This is a genomic window from Mycobacterium conspicuum (assembly GCF_010730195.1).
Lineage (GTDB): Bacteria > Actinomycetota > Actinomycetes > Mycobacteriales > Mycobacteriaceae > Mycobacterium > Mycobacterium conspicuum.
On sequence record NZ_AP022613.1, the window covers coordinates 1758023 to 1774529 of the forward strand.

At 67.6% G+C, this 16507-nt stretch carries 21 protein-coding genes; 8 read left to right on the forward strand and 13 right to left on the reverse strand.

Annotated elements, in window-relative coordinates; translation table 11 throughout:
* Position 1 precedes the first annotated feature (1 nt).
* Positions 2–670 carry a transcriptional repressor LexA gene (lexA, locus tag G6N66_RS08490; RefSeq protein ID WP_085235874.1) on the reverse strand — a complete coding sequence of 223 codons (669 nt, stop codon included), beginning with the start codon at positions 668–670 and terminating at the stop codon, positions 2–4.
* Positions 671–955: 285 nt separating this feature from the next.
* Between lexA and G6N66_RS08495 the strand changes: the two genes are divergently transcribed.
* The 3 genes from G6N66_RS08495 (at position 956) to G6N66_RS08505 (ending at position 2539) form a co-directional block, all read left to right on the forward strand.
* On the forward strand, positions 956–1438 hold the full coding sequence (locus G6N66_RS08495) for a LysM peptidoglycan-binding domain-containing protein (RefSeq protein ID WP_085235873.1): 483 nt from the start codon (positions 956–958) through the stop codon (positions 1436–1438).
* Positions 1439–1590: 152 nt separating this feature from the next.
* Complete coding sequence (gene nrdR, locus G6N66_RS08500) at positions 1591–2055, forward strand: transcriptional regulator NrdR (RefSeq protein WP_085235872.1); 465 nt, start codon at positions 1591–1593, stop codon at positions 2053–2055.
* A gap of 1 nt (position 2056) precedes the next feature.
* Positions 2057–2539 (forward strand): peroxynitrite isomerase, encoded by a 483-nt coding sequence (locus G6N66_RS08505; RefSeq protein ID WP_085235871.1) that lies wholly within the window; start codon positions 2057–2059, stop codon positions 2537–2539.
* A 12-nt stretch (positions 2540–2551) separates the two neighbouring features.
* On the opposite strand, the gene G6N66_RS08510 is transcribed toward G6N66_RS08505, so the two are convergent.
* From G6N66_RS08510 to G6N66_RS08520, 3 genes are read right to left on the reverse strand one after another with little or no spacing between them, the layout of a single operon-like run.
* A complete protein-coding gene (locus tag G6N66_RS08510) occupies positions 2552–3238 on the reverse strand; it encodes a PhzF family phenazine biosynthesis protein (RefSeq protein ID WP_085235870.1) in 687 nt (228 codons plus the stop codon).
* A gap of 35 nt (positions 3239–3273) precedes the next feature.
* Positions 3274–4299: an alpha/beta fold hydrolase gene (locus G6N66_RS08515; protein WP_085235869.1), complete on the reverse strand. Its 1026-nt coding sequence runs from the start codon at positions 4297–4299 to the stop codon at positions 3274–3276.
* 43 nt (positions 4300–4342) lie between these two features.
* Positions 4343–5329 (reverse strand): proteasome assembly chaperone family protein, encoded by a 987-nt coding sequence (locus G6N66_RS08520; RefSeq protein ID WP_085235868.1) that lies wholly within the window; start codon positions 5327–5329, stop codon positions 4343–4345.
* A gap of 160 nt (positions 5330–5489) precedes the next feature.
* Here G6N66_RS08520 and G6N66_RS08525 point away from each other — a divergent pair, with 160 nt between their 5' ends.
* The gene (locus G6N66_RS08525) at positions 5490–6314 is read left to right on the forward strand and encodes a trypsin-like serine peptidase (RefSeq protein WP_232079234.1); all 825 of its coding nucleotides are present in this window, start codon (positions 5490–5492) and stop codon (positions 6312–6314) included.
* Here G6N66_RS08525 and sthA read toward each other — a convergent pair.
* The gene (sthA, locus tag G6N66_RS08530; RefSeq protein WP_139825522.1) at positions 6311–7717 is read right to left on the reverse strand and encodes a Si-specific NAD(P)(+) transhydrogenase; all 1407 of its coding nucleotides are present in this window, start codon (positions 7715–7717) and stop codon (positions 6311–6313) included. The genes G6N66_RS08525 and sthA overlap by 4 nt on opposite strands.
* Positions 7718–7830: 113 nt before the next feature.
* Between sthA and G6N66_RS08535 the strand changes: the two genes are divergently transcribed.
* On the forward strand, positions 7831–8886 hold the full coding sequence (locus tag G6N66_RS08535) for a DUF4192 domain-containing protein (protein WP_085235866.1): 1056 nt from the start codon (positions 7831–7833) through the stop codon (positions 8884–8886).
* Positions 8887–8899: 13 nt separating this feature from the next.
* On the opposite strand, the gene ideR is transcribed toward G6N66_RS08535, so the two are convergent.
* From ideR to G6N66_RS08550, 3 genes are all read right to left on the reverse strand, one after another.
* Positions 8900–9592: an iron-dependent transcriptional regulator IdeR gene (gene ideR / locus G6N66_RS08540; protein WP_085235865.1), complete on the reverse strand. Its 693-nt coding sequence runs from the start codon at positions 9590–9592 to the stop codon at positions 8900–8902.
* 129 nt (positions 9593–9721) lie between these two features.
* Positions 9722–10696 (reverse strand): sigma-70 family RNA polymerase sigma factor SigB, encoded by a 975-nt coding sequence (gene sigB, locus G6N66_RS08545; protein WP_085235864.1) that lies wholly within the window; start codon positions 10694–10696, stop codon positions 9722–9724.
* A 149-nt stretch (positions 10697–10845) separates the two neighbouring features.
* Positions 10846–11241 (reverse strand): DUF3099 domain-containing protein, encoded by a 396-nt coding sequence (locus G6N66_RS08550; protein WP_085235863.1) that lies wholly within the window; start codon positions 11239–11241, stop codon positions 10846–10848.
* Positions 11242–11286: 45 nt separating this feature from the next.
* Here G6N66_RS08550 and G6N66_RS08555 point away from each other — a divergent pair, with 45 nt between their 5' ends.
* Positions 11287–11526: a DUF3039 domain-containing protein gene (locus tag G6N66_RS08555; RefSeq protein ID WP_085236219.1), complete on the forward strand. Its 240-nt coding sequence runs from the start codon at positions 11287–11289 to the stop codon at positions 11524–11526.
* Here G6N66_RS08555 and G6N66_RS08560 read toward each other — a convergent pair whose 3' ends face one another.
* A complete protein-coding gene (locus G6N66_RS08560; protein ID WP_085235862.1) occupies positions 11527–12522 on the reverse strand; it encodes a YihY/virulence factor BrkB family protein in 996 nt (331 codons plus the stop codon).
* A 64-nt stretch (positions 12523–12586) separates the two neighbouring features.
* Positions 12587–12772, reverse strand: a complete 186-nt coding sequence (locus tag G6N66_RS08565; RefSeq protein WP_085235861.1) for a DUF7455 domain-containing protein — start codon at positions 12770–12772, stop codon at positions 12587–12589.
* 126 nt (positions 12773–12898) lie between these two features.
* Between G6N66_RS08565 and G6N66_RS08570 the strand changes: the two genes are divergently transcribed.
* The gene (locus G6N66_RS08570; protein ID WP_085236217.1) at positions 12899–13291 is read left to right on the forward strand and encodes a DUF952 domain-containing protein; all 393 of its coding nucleotides are present in this window, start codon (positions 12899–12901) and stop codon (positions 13289–13291) included.
* On the opposite strand, the gene G6N66_RS08575 is transcribed toward G6N66_RS08570, so the two are convergent.
* Positions 13267–13653: a RidA family protein gene (locus G6N66_RS08575; protein ID WP_085235860.1), complete on the reverse strand. Its 387-nt coding sequence runs from the start codon at positions 13651–13653 to the stop codon at positions 13267–13269. The two genes, G6N66_RS08570 and G6N66_RS08575, sit on opposite strands and share 25 nt — an antisense overlap.
* 136 nt (positions 13654–13789) lie before the next feature.
* Here G6N66_RS08575 and G6N66_RS08580 point away from each other — a divergent pair, with 136 nt between their 5' ends.
* Positions 13790–15037, forward strand: a complete 1248-nt coding sequence (locus G6N66_RS08580; RefSeq protein WP_085235859.1) for a PPE family protein — start codon at positions 13790–13792, stop codon at positions 15035–15037.
* A 1-nt stretch (position 15038) separates the two neighbouring features.
* Here G6N66_RS08580 and G6N66_RS08585 read toward each other — a convergent pair whose 3' ends face one another.
* Both G6N66_RS08585 and G6N66_RS08590 read right to left on the reverse strand, forming a co-directional pair.
* On the reverse strand, positions 15039–16043 hold the full coding sequence (locus tag G6N66_RS08585) for an NHL repeat-containing protein (protein ID WP_085235858.1): 1005 nt from the start codon (positions 16041–16043) through the stop codon (positions 15039–15041).
* A 119-nt stretch (positions 16044–16162) separates the two neighbouring features.
* A complete protein-coding gene (locus tag G6N66_RS08590; protein ID WP_085235857.1) occupies positions 16163–16504 on the reverse strand; it encodes a DUF732 domain-containing protein in 342 nt (113 codons plus the stop codon).
* Positions 16505–16507: the final 3 nt, after the last annotated feature.

The window sequence follows — 16507 nt, forward strand, 5'->3', positions numbered from 1 at the left end:
TCTATACCTTGCGGATTACCGTGACGACCTTGCCGAGCACGGTCGCGTCGTTGCCGGGGATCGGATCGAACGCCGGGTTGTGCGGCATGAGCCACACCTGACCGCCGGCGCGCTTGAACGTCTTGACCGTGGCCTCACCGTCGAGCATGGCCGCGACGATGTCGCCGTTGTCGGCGACGTTCTGCTGTCGCACCACCACCCAGTCGCCGTCGCAGATCGCGGCCTCGACCATCGAGTCGCCGACCACCTTCAGCAGGAACAGGGTCCCCTCACCGACCAGCTCACGCGGCAACGGGAACACATCTTCGACGGCTTCCTCGGCCAGGATCGGACCGCCGGCCGCGATGCGCCCGAGCACGGGCACGAACGTGGGTTCCGGCAGGGCATCCGAGCCGGCGACGTCGGTGCTGGGCGGTGTCACCGCCTCGTCGGCGCCCCGCACGTCGACGGCCCGCGGCCGGTTGGGGTCGCGCCGCAGGTAGCCCTTGCGCTCCAGGGTGCGCAACTGGTGTGCCACCGAGGAGGTCGAGGTCAGGCCGACGGCATCGCCGATTTCGCGGATGCTCGGCGGGTAACCGCGGCTGGTCACCGAAGCGCGGATGACGTTCAGGATGGTGCGCTGCCGCTCGGTGAGCCCGCTGGCTGCTGAGATGTCGTTGCTGTCGCCCATGGCATGAATGTAGCCGCACCACGCCCAAGAATCAAACATGTGTTCGAGACCGCGTGTCGGAGCTCCCGGATCGGGCCGAGAATCACAAGTGTGTAACTCTTGCCGGGATCGGGTATTTGTGCTCCATGACAGGCCACGATCTGGGTTGCGGCGCACAGACCTTGTCGGTGGTCTGGTCTAGCGTTTCGTTCGGGCGACACGCTTCGCTCAAATGTTCGGTATTCGAACATGCGAGCGACTACAGTCGAACACACGAGCGAGAAATCCCGGTCCGGAGGTAGGCAGATGACACTCATCCACACGATCCCGTCGCACCCGTCGGGTACTGGCGCCGTGCAGCGTCGGGTTCAGCGCCCGGTGCCGCGTCCGGTGGCCGGGTCGCGAAGGCCGGCACCATCGCGGCCGGCCGGAGCGCCCATGGTCTACCGCGGTGGCGGAGTCGCGATGTCGGTGGCTCCCCATCGCCGCCGTCCGGTCCCGCTCGCGACGACGGTGGGGTTGGCGCTGCTGGCCGGCATCGTCACCCTTTGGCTTGGCCTGGTCGCTCATTTCGGGCAGCTGGCCAACGGCGACTCCGGCGCTGCGGCCCAGGTGCCCGACCGGCTCGGCGTGGTGCGGGTGGAAAGCGGTGAATCGCTGCAGGACGTGGCGGCCCGGGTGGCGCCCCAGGCGCCGGCGCGGCGGGTCGCCGAGCGGATCCGCGAACTCAACGGCTTGAACTCGCCGACGGTGGCCGCCGGGCAGACGCTCATCGCGCCGGTCGGCTGACGGCCGGGGCGGTGTACTGCCAAAATCGCTCTGCGCCAACGCTGGCACCCACCCCGGCGGGGTTTGGCCCCATCGGCCGACGCACAGGTACGCTCGGGGTGGTCTCGGGGCAGTCCCTGAGGCCGGGATGTTGGTACGGCGAAGGAGCGGCTATGCACTGTCCGTTCTGCCGGCATCCGGACTCGCGCGTGATCGACTCGCGGGAAACCGATGAGGGCCAGGCCATTCGGCGCCGCCGGTCGTGCCCCGAGTGTGGGCGCCGGTTCACCACCGTCGAAACCGCGGTTCTGGCCGTGGTGAAGCGCAGCGGCGTCACCGAACCGTTCAGCCGGGAGAAGGTCATCAACGGGGTCCGGCGCGCCTGCCAGGGTCGCCAAGTGGACGAAGACGCGCTGAATCTGCTGGCCCAGCAGGTCGAGGACACCGTACGTGCGGCGGGATCGCCGGAGATTCCGAGTCACGAGGTCGGCCTGGCGATCCTCGGCCCGCTGCGCGACCTCGACGAGGTCGCGTACCTGCGGTTCGCGTCGGTGTACCGATCCTTTTCCTCGGCCGACGATTTCGAGCGCGAGATCGAAGCGCTGCGCGCGCATCGCAAGGTTTCGACCCCGAGCTGACATGGCCGACCTACACCCCGACCTCGAGGCGCTGGCGCCGCTGCTGGGCACCTGGGCCGGCAGGGGAGCGGGCAAGTACCCGACGATCCAGACCTTCGAATATTTCGAAGAGGTGGTGTTCTCCCATGTCGGCAAGCCGTTTCTGGCCTACACGCAAAAGACCAAGGCGGTCGCCGACGGCAAGCCCCTGCACGCCGAGGCCGGATATCTGCGGGTGCCGGCGCCGGGCCGTGTCGAGCTGGTCCTCGCCCACCCGAGCGGCATCACCGAAATCGACGCGGGCACCTATTCGGTCACCGGGGACGTCATCGACGTCGAATTGTCCTCGACCACAATCGGATTGGCGCCGACCGCCAAGGAAGTGACCGCGCTGGGCCGCTCCGTGCGCATCGCGGGTGACGACCTGTCGTACACGGTGCGGATGGGGGCGGTGGGCCAGCCGCTGCAGGACCACCTCGCCGCGGTGTTGCACCGAAAGGGCTGAGCCGTCTGTCGGTCAGTTGATCTGTCGCACAACATCGTTGACGACCCGCCCGGTCACACCGACCCACCCGGCGGGGTCCCACGTGGTTGCGATCACGGACCCCTCGCCCTGGGTGATGGTGAGGTCGCGGCTGAGGTAGTCGGTGATCCGGATCGCCGCCGAGCCGGTCGCCTCGTCCTCGCGCACACCAAGATTGGACGCGAACATGCGCGCACGCAGCGCTCCGGCGGAGCGATCGGTCCACGTCCACAGGTAGTGCGCGACGTCGTCGGGAAAATCGTCGGGGTCAGCCGCGAAAAGCGCTTCGAGCGAACCGAGTTCGCGGATTTCGAATTCGGGAGACCATGCTGCGCGTGCACTGATCGTGGTGAGCTGGCCGTCGTGGCTCACCTGGACGAGCCCGGCCGGCACCTGCAGCGTGTTGACCGGCATGCCGTTGTCGCGCAGCCACCAGGAAGCTCCGACCGTGGGGTGGCCGGCGAAGGGGATTTCGGTGCTGGGGGTGTGGATGTAGGCGTGCGCGGTCTTCGCCCCGGCGGCTGGAAGATCGATGAATATCGTTTCGCTGTAACCTAATTGGGTTGCCAGGCGTTGCCGATCGGCGGGTTCGACCTTGCTGGCGTCGACGACGCCGAGTGGATTGCCAAAGTTGCCGTCGGGATCCGTGAACACCCGCAGCACAGTCACCTCGACGCCCATGGCCCGACTATACGACCGGGCGCAACCGATTTAACTCAGGTGGCGCTGCGCTCGTCAGAGCCCATCGCGCTGAGCACCGCGACGCGGGTGTCGACCGGCCCCGTGACCTTTTGTTCTCCGCTGCCGGTGCGGAGCAACTCACGAAGCGCGGCCTGGTCGTATTCGGCGGGTTCGGTGCTGTCGATGAAACGCTGGACGACGTCGATGAAACGAGCCGGATCGTCGTGGAACGGGAAATGGCCTGCGCCCTCGAAGATTTCGAGCCGGGAGCCGGGCATCGCCGAGTGCGCCATCCGCGCGTGCCGAACCGGCACGACCACGTCGCGGGTGCCCCAGACGATCAGCACCGGGATGGCCTGGGTCAAATAACATCGATCCAGCATGGTCACGATCTGCCCGCGCCAGTCCACCACCGCCCGCAAGGTGCGGGTGAACGCCGACGAGGCCGTCGGCTCCGGCAGGTCGTCCAGGATTCGCAGCACCTGGGTCAGGTCGTTGCCCAGGCCGGTCGTCCCCAGTGCCCTGCCGACGATCTTCCCGCCGATCCTCAACGCCGGCAGCACCAGCGGCAAGCGCAGCAGGGCCAGGGCCTCACTGCCCATCGGCAACGAGGCCAGTCGCAGGGCCACGTTGACGTCCTTGGTGACGCCGCCGGCGCCGACCAGAATCAGCCGGTCCACCAAATGCGGGAACTGGTAGGCGAATTGCATTGCCACCCCGCCGCCCAGTGAGTGACCCACGACGGTGACCCGTTCGATCTCGAGCACGCTGAGCAGGTCGCGCATCCCGTTGGCGTACGCCGCGACCGAATAGTCGGCGCGCGGCTTGTCGGACTGCCCGTGCCCCAGTAGATCCGGCGCGATGACGGTGAACCGCTGAGCGAGCTTGGCCTGGACGGCATTCCAGGTGGTGGAGTTGTCGCCGATCCCGTGAATCAGCAGAATCGCCGGCCCGGAACCGGCGATGCGGTAGGCCCGCCGGTAACCGTGAATGGTGCGGAATTGCAGTGTCGGAGCGGTCACTTCCCGCACCGGACGGAGATTGCGCTTTTTCTCAGGCATGTCGCAACCTCGTCGTGTCGTTGGGGCTGGTGGATCCGGAAGGTCAGGAGGGGTCGGGATGGTCGGGGTCGTCGAACTTCTTCTCGGCCTGCTGGGCGAGGAATCGCTCGAATTCCGCACCAAGCTCGTCGCCGCTGGGTAGATCTTCGTCGCGCCGCAGCAACGACCTGGTCGCCTGAGCGTCGATGAACGCATCGTACTGGCGCTCGAGTGCCGCCACCACTTGAGCGACCTCGGCGCTTCCCTCGACTTGTTCGTCGATCTTGGCCCGGATCTCGGCCGCCGCCTCGGACAGCGCCGCCAACGGCAGGTCCAGCGACCCGGACTTGGCCACCTGTTCGAGCAGCGCCTGCGCGGCGGCGGGGTAGTCCGTCTGGGTCAGGTAGTGCGGGACGTGCACGGTGAATCCCACCACCTCATGACCGTGCTGGGCCATCCGGTACTCCAGCAGGTTGGAGGCGCTGCCCGGGACCTGGATCTCCGAGATCCACGGCGTGAAATCGGCGATCAGCTCGCCGTTGTTGGAGTGCGCGGTCAGCGTGATCGGCCGGGTGTGCGGGACCGCCATCGGGACGGTGCCTAGGCCGATGGTTCGTCGCACCCCGAGCCGCTCGGCCAGCAACCGCACCGCGGTGATGAAGCGCTCCCACTTCAGATCGGGCTCCATGCCGGCCAGCAGCAGAAACGGCGTGCCGATGCTGTCGCGCAGCGCGTACAGGCTGAGCTCCGGATCGTCGTAGCTGGTGAAGTGATCGGTCTTGAAGGTCATCAGCGGGCGCCGCGAGCGGTAGTCCAGCAGTTCGTCGATCGCGAATGACGCGACTAATTCTGTGTCCAGGGCCGCCCTCAGGTGCGCCGCGGCCAGCCGGATCGCGTGGCCGGCATCGGAAAAGCCCTGCAGGGCGTGTATCAACACCGGGCCTTGGCCGTCGGACGTCACCAGGTGCGGCTCGGGGAACTCGAGCTCGTAGATGCCGGACTCCCCGGGCTGAAGGTGTTGCTCGTTGATGCGGTCCTGGTCGTCGGACATGGTTGCTGCCTCCTCTCTGGGGGCCGGTATCCAGTGTCCCTCTAACTTCGGAAACGTGTGGCCGGCCTGGCCGGTGCGAAATATGCCGGCAAGACGATTAGTGCGATTGTTACAGGCTGACGACCGGTCTACGGCCGGTGGTCGGGCATGATGGGACTCAATGCGCACGATGAGGGTATTGCTGTGCCTGTTGGTCAGCCTGCTGGCCGGTATGGCTCTCCTGGTGGTTTCGTGCACTCGGCCCGCTGGTCCCGGGCTGGCTGTCCCCGCACCCAAACCACGGCCCAGCGTACCCGTGAAGCAGCTCGCCGACCCCGCGCGCGCGGGCGTGGCCGGCCCGGTGGACCCGGACCCGCGGGTGGGCGCGGTCTTCTTCGGCGGGACCGCCCGGCATGCGTGCACGGCCTCGGTGGTGCATTCCAAAAGCGGGGACCTGGTTCTGACCGCGGCGCACTGTCTGTCCGGGGGCACGTCGGCGGGCTTCGTCCCCGGTTTCGCCGGTGACGACTTCGACATGTGGACGCTGCACGAGACGTACTTCGATCCCCGTTGGCTGGCGACGAAGGATCCGCGCGCCGATTACGCGATCGCGCGGGTCACCGGTCTGGGCCCCGGAACGCTGGAGGCCCACGTCGGCTCCGCCCTGTCCCTGGCCGCAGCACCCGCCGCGGGCAGTCGGATCAGCGTGATCGGCTACCCCGGCGGCGTGGGTGGCCTGCCCATCGGCTGTCAGGCCAGCAGCGCGATGACCGGGGACGGGTTTCCGTCGTTGCCGTGCGAGGGGCTGGTCGACGGCACCAGCGGCGCGCCCTGGATCAGCGGTGTCGCGGTGACCGGGCTGATCGGTGGCCTGCAGGGCGGTGGGTGCGCGGAGAACGTGTCGTACTCGGCGCCGTTCGACGAACACACCGCCGCGCTGCTGGCGCGCGCCGAGGGCGGCGGCCCCGGGGATACCGCGCCGACCGACTACCGCGATCCCTGCTAGCGGCGAAACTGGCTGAGCGCGCGCAGCTTGTTGGTCACGTCCAGCGCGGCGACCTTGTAGGCCTCGGAGAAGGTGGGGTAGTTGAACACGGCGTCGACCAGGTAATCCACGGTGCCGCCGCAGCCCATCACGGCCTGCCCGATGTGCACCAGCTCGGTGGCGGCGGTGCCGAAGATGTGCACCCCCAGCAGCCTCTGGTCCTCGGTGGACACCAGCAGCTTGAGCATGCCGTAGGAGTCGCCGGCGATCTGGCCGCGGGCCAGTTCCCGGTACCGCGCGACCCCCACCTCGTAGGGGATCGATTCCTTGGTCAGCTCCACCTCGGTGGCCCCGACGTAGGAGATTTCGGGGATCGAGTAGATGCCGATCGGCTGCAGCTCGGTGATGCCGTCGCAGGATTCCCCGAACGCGTGGTAGGCGGCCAGCCGGCCCTGTTCCATCGACGTCGCCGCCAGGGCCGGGAACCCGATGACGTCGCCGACGGCGTAGATGTGCTCGACCTTGGTGCGGAACTTGTCGTCGACCCAGATCCGGCCGCGCCCCTCGGCCTCGAGACCGGCGTTGTGCAGGTCGAGGTGCTCGGTCTGGCCCTGGCGTCCGGCGGAGTACATGACCGTGTCGGCGGGAATCTGCTTGCCGCTGGCCAACGTGGTGACGGTGCCCGCGGAACCGACGTCGACCGCGGTCACCTCTTCGCCGAACCGGAACGTCACCGCCAGGTCGCGCAGGTGGAATTTCAGCGCCTCGACCACCTCGGGGTCGCAGAAGTCCAGCATGTCTTGGCGCTTCTCCACCACGGTCACCTTGGTGCCCAGCGCGGCGAACATGGAGGCGTACTCGATGCCGATCACCCCGGCGCCGACGACGACCATCGAGGTGGGCAGCGACTTGAGGTCGAGGATCCCGTCGGAGTCGAGCACCCGGTCCTCGTCGAACTCGACCCCGGACGGCCGGGCCGGTGTGGTGCCGGTGGCGATGACGATGTAATCGCCTGTGATGGTGGTGGTTTCGCGTTGGGCGGGATCTTCGATGGCGATGGTGTGCGGGTCGACGAAGCGGGCATGCCCGACCAGCAGGTCCACCCGGTTGCGCATCAACTGATTGCGCACCACGTCGATTTCCTTGTTGATGACGTGCTCGGTGCGGGCCAGCAGATCGGCCGGGGTGATGCGGTCCTTGACGCGGTAGCTCGCGCCGTACAGCTCGCGCTGGGTGATCCCGGTGAGGTAGAGCACGGCTTCCCGCAACGTCTTTGACGGGATCGTCCCGGTGTTCACGCACACCCCGCCGAGCATGCGGCCGCGTTCGACGATCGCGACGGATTTGCCTAGCTTGGCCGAGGCGATGGCGGCCTTCTGCCCGCCCGGTCCCGACCCGATCACGACGATGTCGTACTCCTGCATCGAACCCATGGGATAGACGATAAGGCTCACAGTCCGAACTTTCTCCACAGACGACCGTTTGATCGCGGTGTGCGGGCGCGAGCTGACGGTCACGGTCGTCAGCGTTGAGGCTCATGACCAAGCATCGAGCTGACTTTGAGCTGAACCGCCCCGGAGCGTTAATCGCCGCGCTACCGGCCGTTCTCGGTTTCGTCCCGGAAAAATCACTGGTCCTGGTGTCGCTGGACGGCGGCGAATTGGGGTCGGTGATGCGGGTCGACCTGTCCGAGGAACTGCACGACGGAGTCGAGCACTTCGCCGAGGTCGCCGCGGCCGCCGCGCCGCAGGCCGCGATCGCGGTGATCGTCGACGAGGAGGGGGCGCACTGCCCGCGGTGCAACGAGGACCACCGCGAGCTGTGTACCGCACTCGCAGAAGCGTTGGCGCAGAACGACATTGAGCTGTGGGCGGCGCACGTGGTGGACCGGATCGCCGCGGGCGGACGCTGGCATTGCGTGGACGGCTGCGGTTCGAGCGGCGTGGTCGACGATCCGTCGGCGTCGCCGCTGGCCGTCGCCGCGGTCCTCGACGGGCGGCGGCTCTACCCGCGACGCACCGACCTGCAGGCCGTCATCGCGGTCGACGACCCCACCCGCAGCGCCGAACTGGCCGCCGCTATCAAACGCGTCGAGCGGCGGGCCGCGGGGCGCGCCGACGGCTCCGACGGGCAGGTGAGCCGGGACGTCGAGGACGCGGTGGCCGCGGCCGCGCGGGTCGCCGCCGGGCAACCGCTGCCCGACGCCGAGGTGGCCCGGCTGGGCTGCGCGCTGACCCACCCGCAGGTGCGCGATTTGCTCTATGCGCTCGCCGTCGGGGAAAACGCCGGCGCCGTCGAGTCGTTGTGGGCGGTGCTGGCGCGCACCCTGCCCCCGCCGTGGCGGGTGGAGGCGCTGGTGCTGCTCGCCTTCAGCGCCTACGCGCGCGGCGACGGGCCGCTGGCCGGGGTGTCGCTGGAGGCGGCGCTGCGCTGCGAACCGGACCACCGGATGGCGGGCATGCTGGACACCGCGCTGCAATCCGGCCTGCGGCCGTGCGACATTCGGCGGCTTGCCGATACCGGTTATCGGCTTGCGGATCGTCTCGGGGTGCGGTTGCCGCCGCGTCGCACGTTCGGCCGGCGGGCCGGCTAGAAAGCGAGGTGGGTCAGACCTTTTCGACCTTGACGGCGTGCGCCATCTCGTGGGGCAGCGTGACGTTCTCGTGGCCGGGGATCACGATGGTGACCCCGCCGGTCGGGGTGGTTTCGACGGTGACCCGGGCGTTGGGCACCACGCCCGCGTCCTTGAGCCGAGTGATCAGGTCGATGTCGCCCTGGACGTGCTCGGTGAGTTGGCGGACGACGACCGCGACCGGCGGTCCGGCGGGCAGCTCGGTCAGGCGGACCAGGTTGGCGTCGCCGGAGCCGAACTCCGGGCCCACTCCGAGGTCCAACAGGCCGGGGATCGGGTTGCCGAACGGGGAGGTGGTCGGGTTGTTCAGCACCGCGACCAGCCGGCGCTCGACGTCCTCGCTCATCACGTGCTCCCAGCGGCATGCCTCGGCGTGCACCTCTTCCCAGGGCAAACCGATGACGTCGACGAGCAGTCGTTCGGCCAGCCGGTGCTTGCGCATGACCGAGATGGCCAGTGAGCGGCCCTTGTCGGTGAGTTCCAGGTGACGGTCGCCGGCCACGCGGAGCAGCCCGTCGCGCTCCATCCGGGAGACGGTCTGGCTGACGGTCGGGCCGCTCTGCTCGAGCCGCTCGGCGATCCGGGCACGCAACGGCGTCACGCCCTCTTCCTCGAGGTCGTAGATCGTCCGCAGGTACATCTCGGTGGTATCGACCAGCTCGTTCATTCAGCACCCTCCATTGCCGCTGAGTCTACTTGGCCAGCTGCGTGAATGGGTTTAACGCCTCCCAGGCAAGCAGTATGCCCGCCGCTGATGCGGCGGGCATACCGTGTGGGTTACTGGCTTGGGCTGCGATCAGCTGGCGTAGGAGCGCAACCGGTCGGCGCGTTCGCCGTTGCGCAGCTTGCACATCACATCGCGCTCGATCTGGCGGACCCGCTCGCGGGACAGACCGAACAGCTTGCCGATCTGATCCAGCGTGCGCGGCTGGCCGTCGTCCAGTCCGAACCGCAACCGGATCACCTGGTGCTCACGCTCGTCGAGAGTGGCCAGCACACTGCGGATGTCGGTGTGCAACAGCTCGGCGATCACCGCGTTCTCGGCCGACATCGCTTCGGCGTCCTCGATGAAGTCACCCAGCGGGGCCTCTTCCTCGGAGCCGACGGGCATGTCCAGGCTCACCGGGTCGCGGCTGTGCTCGAGCAGATCGTTGATCTTGTCCACCGGGATGCCGGATTCGGCGGCCAGCTCTTCATCGGTGGCTTCCCGTCCGAGGTTTTGGTGCATCTCCCGCTTGATCCGGGCGAGCTTGTTGACCTGCTCCACCAAATGGACCGGCAGCCGGATGGTGCGGCTCTGGTCGGCCATGCCGCGGGTGATGGCTTGACGGATCCACCAGGTGGCATACGTCGAGAACTTGAATCCCTTTGTGTAGTCGAACTTTTCCATCGCGCGGATCAGGCCGAGGTTGCCCTCCTGGATGAGGTCCAGCAGCGGCATGCCCCGGCCGGTGTAGCGCTTGGCCAGCGAAACCACCAGGCGCAGATTCGCTTCCAACAGGTGTCGGCGGGCCTCCTCGCCGTCGCGCACCACGGCGGCCAGTTCGCGCCTACGGTTCTCGCCGAGCCGCTTACGGGTTTCCAGCAGATGGTCGGCGTAGAGCCCGGCCTCGATGCGCTTCGCCAGCTCGACCTCGCCGGCGGCGTTGAGCAGCGCGGTCTTCCCGATGCCGTTCAGATAGACGCGCACCAGGTCCGCTGCAGGGCTTTGAGCATCGAGATCTCCATCAACCCGGCTTGATGTGGCCCTTTTGGTGGTGGCTTCGGCCATTACGCCCTCCCCGATCGGCTTTGTACTGTCATGACGTCTAACGACAGATCAGCCCTCAGAGTTCCCGCCCCCGCGTCATCTCACACGCTTTGACGTGCAGAAATGTGGCTGAAAATGTTCTAAGACCTGAGAATGTGCTGAGAAGTGCGCTAATCCCGGTGCTGGGGGTCCGCGGGTCGCGGCGCCTCGATCGCCGGGCGCTCGGCCGTCGGGAACAACGGGGTGCGTCGCTGCACGGCATCGAACCGCCGGGGCTCGGTGGAGCTGCGCGGGGGTCGATCGTTGGCGATCAGCACGGCCATCCACGGCAAGGGGATCGACACCGCCACGATCAGCAGCGAGATCAGACCGTTGTGCCAGGCGCCGTAGGCGACGGCGGCCAGGAGCAGCGCGGGAATGCGAAACCCCATCAGGGTCAGGTACTTACGCACCCGCGCGCGATGCTCCTCCTCATACGACGGGGCGGCGGCGGTGATCAGCACCGGATGGCCATCATCGTCGAAACCCAGCTTGGAGCCGCGCTTCATTACTCCACTCTCCCACATCGGTTCGGTTCCGGCCGGGGCGAGTCAGGGGGCACAATGTCTGGCATGGACACCCAGACGATCGAACGCACCGACGCCGATGAACGCGTCGACGACGGGACCGGCAGTGACACGCCCAAATACTTTCACTACGTCAAGAAGGACAAGATCGTCGAGAGCGCCGTCATGGGCAATCACGTGGTCGCCCTGTGCGGTGAGGTATTTCCCGTCACCAAGTCGGCGAAGCCGGGCTCGCCGGTCTGCCCGGATTGCAAACGGATTTACGACAGGCTGAAGAAGGGCTGATCAGCTCGGCGGCTCTGCCGTCACCGTGTTCTGCTGTGCCGGCGGCGCATCCACCGACGTCCCGGCCGTGCCGGGGGACCGCATCCCGCGCAGGCGCGACACCAGCCAGTTGCGCAGCCGGTGGGCATGCGTCTTGGGCGCGGGAAATTCTTCCTGGATCGCGGCATTGAGTTCGGCGCCGATCATCACCGCAAAGCCGGCGAAGAATGCGTAAAGCAAAAACGCGATCGGCGTGGACAGCGCGCCGTAGGTATAGCCGGTGCTGGTGATCCACCTCAGGTAGAAGCGGAGCCCCAGCGTGGCCACCACGAACACGGTGGTGGCCAGGACCGCCCCATAGATCAATCGGTGTGACGGCAGCGGCACCGGCAGCGCCACCCGATACAGCAGCATGACCCCGATCATCAGGCCGACCACCAGCGTCGGGTAGTAGCCGTAGTGCAAAACGTTGGCCCAGCTGTTGGGGATGTGCTCGCCCACCTTGCGCGGGCCGACCACCGCCAACGGCGCGAAGCCGACCACGAACATCAGCAGCACGATGTACAGAAACAGCGCAAAGAAGCGCTGCCGCACCGGGTGACGCAGCGGCGTTTGATCATGCGCCTCGACCACCGAGTCGACGAACGCCGACATCGCCGACGATCCCGCCCACAGCGAAATGACGAATCCGAGCGAAACCACCTCGCCGCGCGCCTCACCGGCGATATCGCGGATGGTGGGCTCGATGATCTCGTTGACCACGCTGGTCGAGAAAAAGCTGTGCGCCGTAGAGATCACGCGCTGCTCGATGATGGACAACGTGTCCGCGCCGAACAGCGGAGCTACGTAAGCCAGGCTGCCCAGCATTCCCAACAACAGCGGTGGCAACGACAAGCACGACCAAAAGCCGGCCTGCGCCGACTCCGAGAAGATCGAGTCGTCCCAGCTCTTGGACAGGGTCCTCAGGCTTATTCGCCGGATGTGATGCCGATTCGGCTTAGCGGGTTGGTCGTTCATACCCTTCCAGCATTGCCGACGATGGCAACCGTGGGCCTCATTGCCGACGGGCGATTCGCCCCGACTAGCTTCCGCTGACCTCCAGCACTGCGGCGAGCTCGGTCAGTTTGGCCTCATGCTCGTTGGCGTGATGCCGGCAGAAGAGAAGTTCGGCACCGGAAGGCAGCTTGGCGCGTACCCGGGCTGCTGCGCCGCAGCGGTCGCACCGGTCGGCTCTAGTCAGCTCGGGACTGGTCAGAGTTGCGTTCATGGTGTCTCCGTTCTGGCGTGTCTTCAACTGTGTCAGACGTTCTGAGTTTTCGCGTTGTTCCCGGGCCGTTATCAGGTGTGTCGTTTCTCACGAATTCCCGTACACGCGTCGGGCAAACTAAATGTGATGTCCGCAACCCCCGCTGTACTGGCCCATCTCTGTTCGGAGGACGAATGGGCGCGCGCCCGTAACCGGGGCGGAATCCGCGTCGAGCCGAACGATTCGCCCGACGAGCCCGCGTTCATTCACCTCTCGACGCTCCAGCAGGTGCACCTGCCGGCAAACCGGCTGTTCCGCGGCCGCGCTGACCTGGTCCTGCTCCACGTCGATGCCGCGGCGCTGGAGGCACCGCTGCGCTGGGAGCCGGGGGTTTCGTCGGATCCGGAGGCGATGCGCTTCCCGCATTTGTACGGTCCGCTGCCGGCGAGCGCCGTGATCAAGGTCACGCCGTATCGGCCAGGGCCCGACGGGACCTTTCCGCCGATCGCGGACTCTCAGGACTCCCCGGAGGCCACATAGGCCTCGGCTTCGATCTCCACCAGCAGTTCGGGTGAGATCAGCGCCGAAACTTCGACCATGGTGGCCGCGGGACGGGTTTCGCCGAAGACCTGCGCGTGCACTTCCCCCACTTCGCGCCACCGCGAAATGTCGGTCACGTAGATGCGGGTACGGACCACGTCCGCCAGCCCCGCGCCCGCCTGTTCGAGCGCAATTTGGATGCGGTGCAACGCATCTCGGGTCTGCGCCGCGACGTCGCCGGACGGTCCCGTCCCGGTTGTCCCGGCCACCGCCACATGCGGGCCGACGCGCACCGCGCGGGAGTAGCCGACCACCGATTCGTAGTCGGATCCGGACGAGACGAGGGTGCGGCTGGCTGGCATGCGGTCACCCTACGGCGGCGACGTCATCGCGCGCTGCCGAATTTTCTGTGCCGCAGCGGAATCGGACCCGCTACCTTGAGCGCCGACGTAACGTGCACACTGGTGTTCGTTTCCGGCGTATGGGAGGTGAGACGGCGTGGACTTCTCCGCGTTTCCCCCCGAGGTCATCTCCGCGCGGATCCACGCCGGCCCGGGAGCGGAGTCACTCGTCGAGGCGTCGAGCGCGTGGCAGCGCCTCGCCGCGAGCCTGGAGGAGTCCGCCGGGATCAATGCCGCGACGCTGTCGTCACTGACCGAGGCCTGGCAGGGCCCGTCGTCGGCGGCGATGGCCTCAGCCGTTGAGCCGTACCTTTCCTGGCTGCGCGACACCGCGCAGCAATGTCAGCAGCTGGCGGTCGCGGCGCAAAACGCCGTCGCGGCATTCACCTCCGTTCGCGCGACGGTGCTACCGGTCGCGCTGGTCAGAGCCAACCGGACTCGGCTGGCACAACTGTTGGCCACCAATCAATTTGGGATCAACCTTCCGGCCATCGCCGAAACGGAAGACGAATACCAAAGCATGTGGGCCACTAACTCGGCGGCGATGAGTCGCTATCTCGTGGCCTCGGCGCACGCCACCACGCTGCCGCTGTTCTCGTCGCCCGCGCCGATCGCCGACCCGGCGGGGGCGGCCGCCCAAGGCGTCGTGGCGGCACGTGCGGCCGCCAATTCTGCGATCTCGTCGTTCATTTCGGCGCTGCAGGCGATCGATCCGAACAAGGGTTGGGCCGGGTTCGTGAACACCTGGATCACCCAGGTCATCGCCGGGGGACTTCCGGTCAACCTGCTCAGCTATCTCGCGCAACTCAGCGCGGCCGAGTCGCTGCAGGCGGTGGGCGGCGACGTGGGCGCCGGGCTGTCGGAAGGCGAGGCCGCCCTGGGCGCGCTGCCCGAAGGTGCGGGCGCGTTCGGCGCCGCCGGGCTGTCGGCGGAACCCGCCGCGGCGATCGGTGTGGGCGTGTCGATGGGCAAGCTGACCCTGCCGCCCGCGGTGGTGGGAATGTTGACCGGGTCGCAAGCGCCGGTCCAACTCGCTTCGGCCGCAACGCCTCTCACCGACCAGGAAGCCCTAGACGCCCTGAGCGCGGACGACTTCCCCATGCCGCCGCTGCTGCCGCCGCCCGTCACGTCCGCGGGCAGCGGCTGGCGCAAACGAAAGCAAAAGTTGGGCGCGTACGAGGATGGCCCGGAGGAGTACGAGGACCCGATCGAAGGCTCGGCGGAGGCCGAGGAACCGCCGGAGTCGCCCGGCAGCGGTTGGCGCAAGCGGGGAAACTACGACGACATCGAGCTCGGAGCGGAGCTGCGGGGGACCGTCATGAAGAGACCGCCGTCAGCCGGGTGACTCAACGCGCGGGCAACTCCACCACCTGGTCGTTGCCGTAGTCGGTGACATAGAGGTTGCCGGCGCGGTCCACGGCCACCGAGGTGGGATTGTTGAGCCCGGTGATCGGCAGCGTCGTCGGGGTGGCCGCGCCCGGTGCCAGCTTGAGCACCCGATTGTTGAGATCGTCGGCGAGGAAGAGGTTGCCGGCGGCGTCCACCGCCAACCCGTAGGGGCCGTTCAGGCCGGTGAACGGCAGCTCGGCCGGCGCGTTCGAACCGGCCGGCAGCCGCAGCACGCGGTTGTTGCCGAAGTCGCTGACGAAGACGTCGCCGGCGGCGTTCACCGCCACACTCTGCGGGGCCCGCAGGCCGGTGAACGGCAGCACGGCCACGCTGGTGGAGTGCGCGGTCAGCTTGACCACCCGATCCCTGGTCACGTCGGTGACGTAGACGCTGCCGGTTTTGTCGACCGCCACACCCCAGGGCTGGTTAAGGCCGGCTAACGGCAGCACGCCCTGGGTGCCCGAGCCCGCCAGCAGCGTCAGCACGTGTTTGTTGCCGGGGTCGGTGAGGTAGAGGGTGCCGGCGCCATCGGCCGCGAGACCCTGCGGCTTGTTGAGGCCGGTGAACGGCAGTGCGATCGGGAAGGTCGAGCCGGGTGCCAGCTTCAGCACCCGGCTGGTGCCGAAGTCGGCGACGTAGACGTTCCCGGCGGGGTCCACCGTCACGTCGCCGGGTCGGCTGAGGCCGGTGAACGGCAGCGTGACCTGAGGACCGTAGCCGGGCTGGCGGGCCTGGGCACCGGTGGGTTGCGCGGTGCTGGTGGGCGGCGAGGTGCTGGCCGGCGGCGCGATCACCGGGCGATTCGAGTCGTGTTGGCGGCGGCCGGTGATGACGGTGACGAAAATGGCGACGGCGATGACGGCCAGCGCCGTCAGGACAGCAGTAATCACGTTGGCCCGGCGGCGCCACCACGGCTGCCGTGGCGAGGCGCCGGACTCGGCTGTCGGGCGGTTCGGCGGCATCGCGGCCTAATCCTTTCGCACCGCGCGCGATCTCGACGTTGTTGACTCCGAACTGCGGCTACTGCTTGCCAACTAGCCGAACGCCTGAGCCAAACCCGGATTCCGGCTGTGGGAGAAGGTTACCGCGCCGCGGCCTGGTGAAACCCCGGCTTTTTGGGGGCCGGTTTGCCGTATTGCGGGCAGTAGGCCTGGATGGCGGCCCCGGTGAAGTAGGCGGCGTCGTTGGGCGCCCAGGTGGTGGCGCCGGTGACCTTGGCGATCAGGTCGGCGTTGCTGGTGTTGGGGTTGTCGTTGAGGGTGCCGCAGACGACCGTCTTGGCGACCTGGATCGCCTTGTCGGATGGCCCGTAGTTGATGCCGGAGCTGTTGAGGTTGGCGATGAAGGCGTCGTCGATGCCGTCGGCATAAGCTGGTGCGGCCAGTCCGACGGCCAGCACGAGAAGCGCCAGAACTTTTTTCATGTC